Source organism: Emticicia aquatilis, from assembly GCF_014644295.1.
Lineage (GTDB): Bacteria > Bacteroidota > Bacteroidia > Cytophagales > Spirosomataceae > Emticicia > Emticicia aquatilis.
In genome coordinates this window covers 149498-162774 of record NZ_BMKK01000009.1, presented here as the reverse complement: position 1 = coordinate 162774, position 13277 = coordinate 149498, and the positions used below count along the sequence as shown (strand labels likewise).

General features: G+C 38.5%; 14 protein-coding genes. 4 read left to right on the top strand and 10 right to left on the bottom strand.

Annotation, left to right across the window (positions count from 1 at the left end; genetic code table 11):
- Window positions 1–68: 68 nt before the first annotated feature.
- Window positions 69–1238, top strand: coding sequence for an MFS transporter (locus IEX65_RS20150; protein WP_188768732.1), 1170 nt, complete (start codon window positions 69–71; stop codon window positions 1236–1238).
- A 6-nt stretch (window positions 1239–1244) separates the two neighbouring features.
- Window positions 1245–1934: an HAD family hydrolase gene (locus IEX65_RS20145; RefSeq protein ID WP_188768730.1), complete on the top strand. Its 690-nt coding sequence runs from the start codon at window positions 1245–1247 to the stop codon at window positions 1932–1934.
- A gap of 3 nt (window positions 1935–1937) precedes the next feature.
- Here the strand turns inward: IEX65_RS20145 and IEX65_RS20140 are convergent, their stop codons facing one another.
- From IEX65_RS20140 to IEX65_RS20115, 6 genes are all read right to left on the bottom strand, one after another.
- On the bottom strand, window positions 1938–2360 hold the full coding sequence (locus IEX65_RS20140) for a PIN domain-containing protein (protein WP_188768728.1): 423 nt from the start codon (window positions 2358–2360) through the stop codon (window positions 1938–1940).
- On the bottom strand, window positions 2360–2581 hold the full coding sequence (locus IEX65_RS20135; protein ID WP_188768726.1) for a hypothetical protein: 222 nt from the start codon (window positions 2579–2581) through the stop codon (window positions 2360–2362). Before IEX65_RS20135 ends, IEX65_RS20140 begins: the two co-directional genes overlap by 1 nt.
- Before the next feature lie 63 nt (window positions 2582–2644).
- On the bottom strand, window positions 2645–3961 hold the full coding sequence (locus tag IEX65_RS20130; RefSeq protein WP_188768724.1) for a TolC family protein: 1317 nt from the start codon (window positions 3959–3961) through the stop codon (window positions 2645–2647).
- Between the two features lie 116 nt (window positions 3962–4077).
- Window positions 4078–5196, bottom strand: a complete 1119-nt coding sequence (locus IEX65_RS20125) for an ABC transporter permease (protein ID WP_188768722.1) — start codon at window positions 5194–5196, stop codon at window positions 4078–4080.
- A gap of 72 nt (window positions 5197–5268) precedes the next feature.
- Window positions 5269–6219, bottom strand: a complete 951-nt coding sequence (locus tag IEX65_RS20120) for an HlyD family secretion protein (RefSeq protein ID WP_188768720.1) — start codon at window positions 6217–6219, stop codon at window positions 5269–5271.
- 238 nt (window positions 6220–6457) lie between these two features.
- Window positions 6458–7132 carry an ABC transporter ATP-binding protein gene (locus IEX65_RS20115; RefSeq protein WP_188768718.1) on the bottom strand — a complete coding sequence of 225 codons (675 nt, stop codon included), beginning with the start codon at window positions 7130–7132 and terminating at the stop codon, window positions 6458–6460.
- 193 nt (window positions 7133–7325) lie between these two features.
- On the opposite strand from IEX65_RS20115, the gene IEX65_RS20110 reads away from it, so the two are divergent.
- Both IEX65_RS20110 and IEX65_RS20105 read left to right on the top strand, forming a co-directional pair.
- Complete coding sequence (locus IEX65_RS20110; RefSeq protein ID WP_188768716.1) at window positions 7326–7949, top strand: MarR family winged helix-turn-helix transcriptional regulator; 624 nt, start codon at window positions 7326–7328, stop codon at window positions 7947–7949.
- 133 nt (window positions 7950–8082) lie between these two features.
- Window positions 8083–8556, top strand: coding sequence for a hypothetical protein (locus IEX65_RS20105; protein WP_188768715.1), 474 nt, complete (start codon window positions 8083–8085; stop codon window positions 8554–8556).
- A gap of 66 nt (window positions 8557–8622) precedes the next feature.
- Here IEX65_RS20105 and IEX65_RS20100 read toward each other — a convergent pair whose 3' ends face one another.
- From IEX65_RS20100 to IEX65_RS20090, 4 genes are all read right to left on the bottom strand, one after another.
- Window positions 8623–10404, bottom strand: a complete 1782-nt coding sequence (locus IEX65_RS20100) for an ABC transporter ATP-binding protein (RefSeq protein ID WP_188768713.1) — start codon at window positions 10402–10404, stop codon at window positions 8623–8625.
- A 105-nt stretch (window positions 10405–10509) separates the two neighbouring features.
- Entirely contained in the window at window positions 10510–11505 is a 996-nt protein-coding gene (locus IEX65_RS20095; RefSeq protein ID WP_188768711.1) for a GRP family sugar transporter, read from the bottom strand.
- 69 nt (window positions 11506–11574) lie between these two features.
- A complete protein-coding gene (locus tag IEX65_RS28140; protein WP_262891870.1) occupies window positions 11575–11709 on the bottom strand; it encodes a hypothetical protein in 135 nt (44 codons plus the stop codon).
- Entirely contained in the window at window positions 11687–13249 is a 1563-nt protein-coding gene (locus tag IEX65_RS20090) for an ADP-ribosylglycohydrolase family protein (RefSeq protein ID WP_188768709.1), read from the bottom strand. Before IEX65_RS20090 ends, IEX65_RS28140 begins: the two co-directional genes overlap by 23 nt.
- Window positions 13250–13277 lie beyond the last annotated feature (28 nt).

The window sequence follows — 13277 nt, the reverse complement described above, 5'->3', positions numbered from 1 at the left end:
AAATGGAAAAAGCAAGTAAAATTTATTATTGATGCTTAGTTTAATTTTGTATCAAATATTTTATGCTTATGCCAAATAAAACCTTAATCATCAATCGAATAGCAGTTTCGACTTTCTTTTTTGTCAATGGATTTTTATATGCCAATTGGACTGCCCGTTTACCCGAATTACAGCGATTTTTCGGCCTAAACAATGCTCAGTTAGGTTCTGTATTGTTTTGTATTGCTCTTGGTTCAATAGCTTCGATGCCATTAGCAGGCTGGCTGGGTAGTAAATTCGGTTCTGATGCGATTGTAAAAGTGACCGCTCTATTGTTTTGTGTGGCTATTCCCTTAGTAGCAATTTCGCAGAATGAATGGATAATTCGCCTTTGTTTTTTCTTCCTCGGAGCAGCCTCTGGCTCGATGGATGTAACGATGAACGGACAAGCTGTTTTAGTAGAAAGGTTGTGGGGAAAAGTAATTTTTTCATCTTTTCATGCGGTTTTTAGTATTGGTATGGCCATCGGAGCGGCTGTGGGAGGGGTTTTCTCCAGTTATCAAGTGCCGCTGCAATCGCATTTATTTGTAATAAGCATTTCGGGCGTTTTACTTTCTATTTTGGCTTCTACAAAGTTGTTAAAAGATACTCCAACTGCTAACGAAACAGTAGTCTCTGAAAGCAAAACTGATAAATTTTTAGCCTTAAAAACAATTTTACCTTTCGGAATTATTGCTTTTTGTTGCATGACTGGCGAGGGCTCAATGGTGGATTGGTCAGCTATTTTTATGAATAAAGTTGTTGGGCAAAGCGAAGTTTTAAGTGCCTGGGCGTTTGGCACTTTTGGTATAGCCATGACTATCGGACGAATATTTGGCGATTACTTTACGCTTAAACTCGGCAAACAAAAACTGATGTTGATTGACGCTTTGCTGTCGATTGCGGGTTTAGGAATTGCCCTTGCTTTTGTCTCGGTTTGGAGTACTTTCTTGGGCTTCTTCTTAGTTGGTCTTGGGCTTTCTACAATTGTGCCAATTGTATTTTCTTCGGCAGGAAATCTTAAAAATATCAGTCCATCGGCAGGAATTTCGATGGCTACTTCGATTGGTTATAGTGGTTTTTTCATAGGGCCACCAACGATTGGCTATTTGGCTGAGGCTTTTGATTTGCGAGTAGGACTTGGTTTTGTCTTGTTTTTATTTGTGTTGATGGCTGGAATTATTACTTTTATTTCCTCAAATAAAGATAAATCGAACTAAAACCAAATGAATATTAAAGTAATTGCTTTCGATGCCGATGACACCCTGTGGGTAAATGAGCCTTATTTTTTAGAAGCTGAAAATAAATTCTGTGCTTTATTAGAAGATTATTTGCCCCACCACACAATCTCGCAGGAACTCTTTAAAACACAGATGGATAACCTGCCGCTTTATGGCTACGGAGTGAAAAATTTTACGCTTTGTATGGTCGAAACGGCTCTCCGAATCTCTGATAATACATTGAATGTGAGTATCTTAGAGAAAATCATAAAAAATGGTAAAGAAATGTTGCAGAAGCCAATCGAGCTGCTGGACGGAGTAGAGGAGACGCTACAAGCTTTATCTGAAAAATACCGACTTGTGGTGGCTACGAAAGGTGATTTACTCGACCAAGAACGGAAATTAAAGAAATCTGGAATTGAGCATTATTTTCATCATATCGAAATCATGAGCGAAAAGAAAACACCTGATTATGAGAAACTTATCAAGCATCTCGACATCAAGCCCGAAGAGTTTTTAATGATTGGAAATTCGATAAAATCTGATGTATTACCAGTTTTAGAAATCGGTGGATATGGTGTGCATGTGCCGTATCATACAACGTGGGCCTACGAAAAAGTTGACCATAATATTGATAGCCCAAATTTCAGAAAAGTTGATTCGATTAAGGAGATTTTGCCGTTTTTGTTGGGGTAGAATTTATATATTTCTCAGAAAATCATCAAACATCATTACCCTGCGAAAGCCTTTTTTCCTCAGACCAGTTGCGAGAGGTTTGTCTCTTGTGAGGAACGGTAAATCCAATTGAATCGACAAGGCTAAATAGGCTGTATCTTTTATATCAATGTCGTTGAGTAAAAGATTTGACTTTTCGAGAGATTCTGGACTTAGAATGTAGTTTGGCAAGACAGTGATTTTAGAGAAAACTAAGATTGACCATTTGAAAAACTCATCCTCATTCATTTTAGTACGAAGTAGAAGTTGAGATTTGTATTTCTCAACTTCTACTAAAACAAATTCAGGTAAATAAAAGTCGTAGAACTCTAAAATAGGCTTATAACTTGCATTGCCGCTTATAAGCATACTCATCAGAATATTGGCATCTATCACATAGTTTGTCATCAGAAAAGAAACTTACTTTTTTCTTGTTCCCAAGCCATGTTTCGTGATAGTTGCCATTGCTCGTCATTTATAAGGTCAGACTCTTCTAAATCTGCCAAAATATCTTTTGCAGAAGCCTTTAGTTGAAGTTTCCGTAAATGTTCTTTCAAATAATTTTCTATCTGATTATAACCAAGCGTTTGTACAAATGCTTCGTCAAGTTGTAGCTTAAATTCAACCATAATGATTTGATTATAAAGCTAATTTAAGAACATTTTATAAAAGAACCAAGTTTTGAACTAATCTCACAAATTCCCGCTTGCTTTTTTATATCTTACGCTTGCTACCAAGAAATTATAAATGCTACTTAGGTATTGATTTTCAGCGTTTTGCAGCGAATATTCAGAGTTTTTTAGGTCTGAAATTACAATTACGCCTTTCTCAAATCTGAATTTATCGGTATCTAAAATCTGTTGGGCGAGCGTGATGTTTTTCTTGGCTTCTTCCAAATTGAGTTTTGATTGTTGTAAAGTATTCCAAGTGCTTTTTGATTCGTAGTTGAAATCATTTCTCAAACGCTCCATATTTTGCTGATTGATTTTTTGACGAACCAAAAAATCTTGACTTGAAAGTTTGGCTTGTTTTCCATCGAAAATTGGAATATTAGCACGAATACCTACATAATTGGACGTAAACCAAGTTCCACTCGCAAACGGATTGAAAGTATCTGCAATCTGAAATGCCGAATAATTTCCGTAAGCTGAAACCGTTGGCAAATTTCTTGTTTTTTGTTTTTGTAGGTTCAGTTCGTTCAATCGAAGGTTAATTTCTTCAGCTTTTACTTCGGTGCGTTTGTCGGTGTTGGCTTGATTATCAACGATTTGAGAGTAATTTAGAATAGAAGTTAAGTCTTCGGCTGGCTCGGCTTTGTCGTTGGTATTCAACTGATATTGAAGCGTGACCAAACTTAATTCATAATCTTGTACATTTTTAGTTTGGGCGAGTTTCGCATTACTTACATCAAGCGAAAACTTATCTAAATCATTTTTTAGAATAGTTCCCTGCTCAAATTTTACCTGAGCGGCTTCCAAATAGGCATTGGCTCTTTGCAAAGCAATTTCCGATAAACGTAATTTTTCTTTATTAAAAACTGCCGAAAAATAAGCCTCCGTAATGCTTTGTTTGAGATTAATTTTTTGTTGCTCAAGCGTGTTTTTCTGAGCTTCGGTTTGGGTATCATTCACCAAACGGTCGATTTTTTTGTTGGCATCATACACTTTCTGCTCAGCTTGTAAAGCAAAAGTATTATTGAACGGACGCCCCAAACGCACAATCGTTTGTGATTCGCTCGAACCTGGCAAAGCAAAAGGTAAAACCGTAGTTTGGAGTTGGGTATTCCATCTTACATCGCCGTTGGCACTAACTTGCGGTAGCCATTTAGCTTTGATTTTATCGTTTTCGCTATTGGCAATTTGAATGTTCAGGGCTTGAGTTTTCAGCTCAATCCGATTTTCGATGCCTTTCTGAATCGCTTCATTGAGCGTGATTTTCTGAGCAAAAGATGAAAATCCCTGCATCAAGACTGTCAAATATGTGATAAATCTAACAATTACTTTTTTCATATCTTTTTGTATTTTCTCAAATCTAAAAACCTTATTTAGATGAATATTTTTTTTCTGCCTAAAACGGAAAAAAACAACTATAAAACTGTGAAGTTTTGGTGCTAAAAAACTTTTGCTTACGACCTAAAAACAGCAGCAGGTTCGAGTTTGGTGATTTTCCGCATGGCCAAAAGGCTTCCCAAAACAGCAATAAATAGCGTAATGATTACCAAGAAAGCAGTAAGTTCGGGCGTGATTTGAATATCAAGATTCTTTTTTGTTGCTTGCACAAAACCAAACAGTAAAAAATACGCCACCGCAAACCCCACAATCGAATAAATTGTTGCTTGCCAAAGAATCAAGTTTCTGATAACTCCGTTTGTTCCGCCGATAGCCTTGATTGTGCCGTAATCTTTGATGCGGTCGTTGACGGCCGAAAACATCGTTAGTCCAACGATTGCAAAACCAGTTATGATGGCAAAGACAACCAGAAGCCCAAAAGAGGCTACAATTCCACTATTGAGAGCAAAATATTTGAGACTTTCGTCGGTAAATGTTTTTCCATCACGGGCTTTTACACCTGGAATTTCTTTATTAATAGCTCGAATTACCTGCTCGACTGAAGCTCCGTTTTCCCATTCTACCAAAAAAGCCGATGCTTTTGTGGTCGGAATTTTACAGAGTTTTCTGGCACGGTCAACGGTCGTAAATCCGTAAGCTACGCCCAAGCCTTTTGCTCCTTTGGTTTGTCCGACTAACACCACACGATTACCATTGTATTCAAAATGGTCGCCAAGTTTGATGTTTTTTCCTTGAATCGGGTCATAAGAGTCGCCAATGACAGCCCCTTCTTGTTGGAGGTCTTGGAGATTGCCAAAGGCAAATTTCCACGGTCCACCCGCATACGATGGAGCTTGCGTACCAATCATGGTGATACTGGTTTTTGTGCCGTTGCTAAACTTTGCACTTCCACCACCCACAATCAACTGATTGACTTTTTTTACGCCATTGATACTCATGAGTTCTCGATAAATACGCATATCGAGTAGGGGTAAATCGCTGACTTGTTGGCTTTTATCGCTGACTACCCAAATGTAGTTTTGGTTAAATTTTGCCAACGAAATAGTGCTATTGAGCAGCGAAAAACAAATTCCGATTTGCTGTCCAATCAGAAAGACCGACAGGATGATACCAAACAAGATTCCAAACATTTTGGTCTTGTCGTACCACATAAATTTGAATGCTTCTTTTAACATATTCTGTGGGGCGATTCTCCCGAATCGCTCATTAATATTGTGGAAAATGAAAGGTCGGATAGTAAGAAATAATTATTTCAATAAAATCACACAATCAACTCGACTACCGATGAGTGGCATTTTGCCCGATTCCAAACGAATCGAAACATCACGCACACGGCGGTCTTCTTGCTCAGTTGATTGGTCTTTGAAAAGCGATTTTTGTTTCAAATAATCGGCGGCGTAGCTTACCGAACCGTTGGCAAGGGTATCGCCCGTTGTTTGCGAAATGATAAATGCTTTTTGTCCGAGTTGAATTTTTTCAGCATATAATTCATCCACTTCCGTTTTGGCAATTAATGAGCCAGTTGGAGCAAATTCGGCAATTTGGGTAGTATTTGTTACATAATCGCCCGTTTTTACGGCCACTTTTAGCACTTTTCCCGAAACCAAGGCATTTACTTTTTTCTGATTTACAGCGGTTCGGAAATAATTAATATCGGCCTGTAATTCACTGATTCTGCTTTTCGATTGCTCAATGTTGGCGGCTGCTGTTTCTACATCTTTCATCAATCTATCAACTGTTGCTTTGCTATCGTCAACTGCCTGTTTGGTTTGTGCATTTCCTTCAAACAAGCGGAGGTTTCGCTCGTAGGTGTCACGAGCATTTTTTAGACTAACTTTGGCTGCTTCCAGATTGGCTTGATTGACTGCAATGGCTGCTTTTTGCGTAGCTATTTTGCTTTCTGACTGAGCCAGTTGGGCATTTTCGAGGCTATTTTCAATCGTAATTAAACTTTGTCCTTTCTGTACGATTTGGTTTTCTTTGATTAAAACCGCCAAAACTTTCCCGCTTGTTCCTGCCGTAAAATTCAAGATACCATCTTCTGGCTCGATGCGAGCAACGCCCAAAATGCGGTTATTGGTAGTAGGAACTTTTGCGAGCGAATCGGCTTTGGCTTTTTCGGCTGCTTCTTTGTCTTCTTTGTTGCCGCAAGACGCCAACACTGCCATTGTAAGAATAGAAATGATGTAATTTTTCATGCTTTTAAATGCTATTTTCTGATTTTTGACGAATCTGATTTTAATACGTGTATGTAATAGTAAAAATTAAATTGATAGTATTTTCTTTTACCACAGAGTTACCCAGAGTTAAAAAAGCACAGAGTTTCTCAGAGTTTCTTTATTTTTTCTTTGTGTAACTCCGTGTTATACTTCGTGTATCTCTGTGGTAAAATATTGTCAATTAAATAGGTCTTTATAATTATGTTTTATTAATGAATTATTTGAAAATTTCTGTGGCGATTCCGTTTTTTACTTCAACTATACGGTCGGCGTACTCTTGTAGGCGTGGGTCGTGCGTTACGACTGCCACCGATTTGCCTTGTCGAGCCAAGTTTCTGAGTTCATTCATCACAACTGATAGCGAATCTTTGTCGAGCGAAGCAGTTGGTTCGTCGCAAAGAATCAATTTAGGGTTTGTCACCAAAGCCCTTGCGATGGCAATTCGTTGTTGTTGCCCGCCCGAAAGTTCTTTCGGTAGGTTTTTTCGGCGGTTGGTCATTCCTACAATTTCTAAGGCTTTTTCTACTTTTTTCTTAATTTCTCCGCCCGAAACTCCCTGTAATTTCAATGGAAAAGCCACGTTGTCTTCGGCATTGAGTGGAGCAAGTAGGTTGAAACTTTGAAACACAAAACCGATAGTATCAAGGCGAAGTTTGGCTAACTCATTGGTTTTGAGGTCGTTAATGTATTTTCCATCTACCCACAAATTGCCAAAAGAAGGGTAAATCACACAACCCAACAACGATAATAAGGTGGTTTTTCCCGAACCCGATGGCCCGATAATGAGCATCAATTCACCTTCGTTGAGTTTGAGCGAGGTGGGTTGAAGAGCAACAATCGTTTGGTCGCCTACTTTATATTGTTTCCCAACTTCTTTTAATTCCGCAATCATTTTGTTGATTTATTTTATGTTTCTGTAATAAAAACATTGATTATTATGCAAATATATTATGTTTTCAAAGTAATAAACAAGAAAAGATGGGAATTTATTTTGAAAACATATTTTGTTGTATAATTTTGTTTAGTATTTATTATGAAAACAAAGTAAGTTTAATTTTGTTTAGTAGTATATAAAAGATTTTGTGATGAGTAAGAAAATAGTAGAATTAGTAAACACGTGGCACAAGTACGAAACCGAAAATCCGGATATAAGTATCGCTGATTTTTGTGTCAAGTATTTGGCCGAGCATAATACGCAATCTTTGGAAGAATGGCATAGCGTGCCTGTCAATGGACAATTGGCCGGTTTGTTGGGTAGATTAGTGAAGTATTCAAATCTTTATTCAAAAAAAGCACTCAATCATTTTCCGTTGAATAATATCGAAGATTGGATATATCTGATTTCGTTGATGGATTTGAAGACTCCAAAAAAGAGTGAGTTGATTTATGAAATGTTGTCGGAGTTTCCGTCGGGAATTGATATTATTAAAAGATTAATTGCTGCCGATTTGGTAGAGGAGTTTCCTGATGAAAATGATAAACGCTCGAAAAGAGTAAAAATTACCGAAAAAGGATTGCAAGTATTGGCAGAAAGTATGCCTTATATGGATAAAGTTGGAAAAATGGCTTTTGATACGCTAACGCCCAGCGAAAAAACGATGATTGTAAATATCTTGAAAAGGCTGGATAGTTTTCATAACGAACATTTTAAGAATATACGCAATATTGAATTTGAACAGGCTTTTGAGGTGCTAACGAGCGGTGAATAAATCTCTAAAATTGCATTAACAATCATTAACAAAAAGCTGAGTAAACCCTTCGAGTAGGTTTTGCATCTAAGTATTAAATTCCAATAATTAAGGAAGTTTAATAACAAACAGTAAAACCAAAAACGAAAAGACTATGAGAAAGCTAATGATTGTGGCAATGTTGGTAGCAAGTGCTGCCGTGGCCAATGCACAAAGAGGATATGACCGCAATGATGATGCCTACGGACGACGTGGCAATGATAATGGACGCTACGATAGAAACGATAATTATGGTAGAGGTGGCTATGATAAAATTGATAGTTATCAACGTGAGGCTCGCCGTCAAATTGCTTGGGGAATTGAAAGTGGACGTATCACATCTCGTGAGTCAAAACGCTTATTGCGTGAGGTAGAGTCTATCGAATACAAAGAAAATCGTTATAAACGTGATGGTGTGCTTGACCCACGTGAACGCCGTGATTTGATAGAAGATTTGACAGTCTTGAACCGTTGGATAAATCGTGAAAAACGTGATGGCGACCGTGTAACTTACGAAGACTTCAGCCGAGGTAATCGTGACCATGGCGACGGCCGCCGTTATGACGACCGATATAATAGACGTTATTGATTATTCTTGACTAAGTTTAAGGAAGTCTTCGCTTCGAGCGAAGACTTCCTCTTTTTATACCACAATCTAAACTTCCTCAGTTTGCAACTGCTTTTCGTAAAGCTCACGATATGCTCCGCCTTTTTCGTAAAGTTCGTCGTGCGTGCCTTGTTCTACAACTTCTCCATTGTCCAAAACCAAGATTTTGTCTGCCAGTTTAGCCGACGAAACTCGGTGAGAGATAATCACCGAAGTACGGTTTTGCATAATGCGTTGGAGATTATTCAAGATAATATTTTCGGTATTTGTGTCAACAGCTGAAAGACAATCGTCGAGAATCAAAATCTTTGGTTCACGGGCAATCGCACGAGTAATGGAAAGTCTTTGTTTTTGTCCACCCGAAAGCGTAATGCCTCTTTCTCCGAGTTTTGTATCAAATTTTTCCGGAAAATCCATAATGTTTTGATACAAATCGGCATCTTTTGTAGCTTGAATTACTTGTTCGTCAGTGATGTTTGGCGAGCCAAATTTGGCGTTATTCATTATCGTATCCGAAAATAAAAATACTTCTTGCGGCACATACCCCATTTGGCTACGTAAATATTGTACGTTATATTCTTTTATCGAAATACCATCGAAAAGAATGTCTCCGCTCGTGGTATCATACATTCGTACAATCAGATTCGCAATTGTACTTTTTCCAGAACCCGTCGTTCCGAGAATAGCTACTGATTCTCCCGATTTTATATCCAAATTAAAGTTCTTGAGTGCTTGAATGCCCGAGTCAGGATATACAAAATCAATGTTTCTGAAACTGATATTTCCTTCGATTGGAGTAGTAAGATTTTTTGTAGAAATGATTTCGGATTTTACTTGCAAAAACTCATTGATACGTTTTTGAGAGGCGGCTGCACGCTGAATTTGGCTCGATGTCCAGCCTAAAGCAATGAGTGGCCAAGTGAGCATGAATACGTACATGATAAATTCCGTTACGTTTCCTGGCGTTAATCTTCCTGCAATGATTTCTTGTCCACCCACATACACGCACAGTACCGTACTTAAACCAATCAATAATGCCGTTGTTGGCGAAAACAGAGCATCGACACGAGTCAAAGCCAATGATTTTGACTTATAAACATCGCTTTCGGCTGTAAATCGTTTGGCCGAATCATCTTCACGAGCAAATGCTTTTAACACTCTGATTCCAGAAAATGCTTCTTGCACAAACGTTGAAAGTTTAGAAAGACTTTTCTGAATCTCTTCCGAACGCTTATTCATGGTGCTACTGACCATAAAAATACTGGCCGAAAGCACTGGCATTGGCAGCAAAACCCACCATGTAAGGCGAGTATTGACCGAAAACATATAGCTCAGAACCAACACAACCAGCACAAACATATTCATCAAATACATGAGTGATGGCCCGACGTACATCCTTACTTTACTGACATCTTCCGAGATACGAGCCATTAAATCGCCTGTGTTGTTTTGGCGGTAAAAACTCAAAGGAAGGCTTTGATAGTGAGCGTAAATTTCATTTTTCAAATCAAACTCAATATGGCGAGACATCACGATGATGGTCTGACGAACGGCAAATAGAAATATACCTTTCGAGATAGCCATCGCCAAAATCAACAAACCATAAATACCGATGCTGGTTGTGAAGACATCGTACATTGATTTTTGGGTCTGCGAATTATCGTAGAGAAAATAAATATCAATCGTTTCCTTCACCAAATCGAGTGCATGACGCACAATTTGGGCTGGAATAATGCCAAAAAGATTGGAAACGATGGTAAAAATGATACCAAGAATCAAGTACCATTTGTATTTCAGAAAGTATTTATTGAGGTAAGCGAGATGTTTCAAAAGAGTGCTGAGTTATAAGTGCTGAGTTCTGAGTTCGTTGACTCATAGTTTTTCAACAACGATTTTTTGAAAATTGTTGCAAAGAGAACCTTTTTACTCAAAATTTTATCTCGCCGCAATTATCATTCCTAAACCAATCACATAGCACAAAAGCATAATGTTGAGTATGGTTGAAGTGCCTTTTGGGGCGTTTTTAAATTCTTTCCAGATATAAATTCCCCAAATTGCGGCCACGATGGTTGCTCCTTGTCCTAATCCGTAAGAAATGGCGGGGCCAGCTTTTCCAGAAGCAATGATATTAAAAGACATTCCCTTGCACCAAATCATTCCGCCCAAAACTCCCATCAAGTGGTTTTTGAATGAACCATTGAAATAATCAGCATAACTAACAGGTTTTCCCTCGAATGGGCGTTTCATTAGTAAAGTATTGAACAAAAAATTACTCAATAAAACGCCAATCGCAAAGAAGAAAACGGCAGTATATGGACTTAATTTTCCTGCTTCGGGAGCATTGAAATCAGGAAACATAGAAGCGGCCACATATTTATAGAAATAACCCATCAGAATACCCGCCACGACTGATAAAACTAAACCTTTAGTCGAAACACTGCCTTGTCCGCTTTGCATTTTTCGGTAAGCATTGGCGTTTAGTAAAATCGCTAAAACAATTAAAGCCATTCCTCCAAAAAGCAAGGTTTTATCACCCACTGGATTGTCTAAGTAATTGACAATCACGCCAATAACCAAAGCCAAGCCAATACCGACTGGAAATGCTACCGACATTCCTGCAATCGTGATGGCTGCTACCAACAATATATTTGCAGCATTAAATACAACGCCACCAATAATGGCTGACTGAATGCTTTGATTATCAGCTTGCTTAATGTCAGCTAAGAAACTTCGGCCTCCATCGCCAATGCTTCCAAAAGTAAAGGCAAAGATGATAGACATCAATAGAATACCAAGCACATAGTCCCAATAAAAGGCTTCAAAACGCCAGTCTTTAGAGGTTAGTTTTTGAGTATTTGCCCACGAACCCCAGCAGAGCATCGTGACCAATGTAAAAATAACAGCGAGGGTATAATCTTGAATGATGAACATAGTTTTATTGAATTTAGGTTAGGGGAATTACATTAATGATGGCTTCACTTTTGGTGGCTTCGACTACGCTCAGCCACCAAAAGTAAAAACTATGTGGTGGCGGAGCGAAGCCGAGGCCAAGTTGCTGAAGCTGAATCGGTGGCTGAGCGGAGCGGCTGGCGTTCCAGTCGAAGCCACGAAATCATTTCTTCTTATAAGGTCCAAAAGTGCCGATGGTCATTTTTTGTTGTGGTTTGCTCGAATACCATATTAATTCTGATAAATAGCAAATCATTTCAGGGTCGGGGTTGAGTAATTTTAGTTTTACTTTATGAGGTGCATCGCTTAGTTCGTATTTCCAGCAAATTTCGTGGCGACGAGTAGTGAATTTTACAGGAAGTTTGGCTGTTTCATGCAATTTTCCATCTACATACACTTCAATTTGGGCAAATTTATCACTTTTTGAGTCCCATGAACTACCTTCTTTTGGTTTGGCTTCTCCTTTCACTACAAAGCCATTTCCTTCAAAATCTAACTCGATTTCGTTTTCTAAATTTTTACCAATCCATTTTTTATCAAGTGGGTAATGCCCTTTGAAACTCTCCTCAAATCTAACTGCTGTTGGTATTTGGCTTTTAATAGTAATCATATCGCCCGAAACTTTTCCACCGTTGCGTTCGATATTTTGTAGAGCGTGTTTTGTGCCAATTTCATATACATCATTGAGTGAAGTAGAAGTATATTTAAAATCCATGTCTTCTATTGCCTTTAAACCCAATTTCCAGTATTCAGGAATTGCTTTATAACCCAACATCGCCCCCAAAATTCCACCTGCTGATGATGGATTGCAGTCTGCATCTTGTCCACAACGAGTTGTGATTTCCATTGTTTGAGTAAAATCTCCTTTGCCGTAGAGTAAGCCCAACACAACATAAGCTGAGTTGATAGTCGCATCAATGTTGAAAGGAGCAAAAACACCGTCTGGACAGCCAATATCGTTTGTCCATTTTTGTTGAAGCTCAAACCAAGTTTTTTTCCAATTGTCAGGATACATTTTGTGCCATTTTATCACATCGGCAATACATTTATAATACTGTGATTCCTTCGGAATTGTCTTTAAGGCTTCGTTTACCACATAATTGATGTCATTTGAAGTCAAAGCCAACGAATACATTGCTCCGATATAAACGCCACCGTACCAGCCATCGCCGTAGTTCATGATATGTCCAATTTTATCCGAAATCTTCGAGGCTGTATTGGGCATTCCAGGCGACATTAGTCCAGCAAAATCTGCTTCTATCTGATAATCAATGCAATCGGCGTGTGGATTATTGAGCCAATGCCCCGAAGCAGGTGGCATGATGCCTTGCAAAATATTGTATCGAGCCGCTTGATTGGCGTGCCAAAGCATATAACCCGCATTCGCATAAGATTTTGCGTGCGATTCTACGGGAGCATCAAGTCCTTCACGCTCGAAAACCTCTACGAATGTCAAATCCATGTAGAGGTCGTCGTAAACTCCTGGGTTATTGGTCATTGTTTTTTGTAGTAAACCATCATACCAAGGAATTTTCTGATAATCGTTAATCATTGTGCCGTTGAATTTGAATTCAACTGGGGCTCCGAAAGTAACGCCGATGGTCTGACCTGCCCAACCACCCATGATTTTATCTTTGAGCTTTTCTTTGCTCATAGTTATCATTTTTTGAGCGTAAGTAAGTGTAGATAAAAGGCAGAAAATAATTAGTAAAAGTTTGTTTTTCATGTTAAGGTTGAGTTTTTGTATTTGAGGC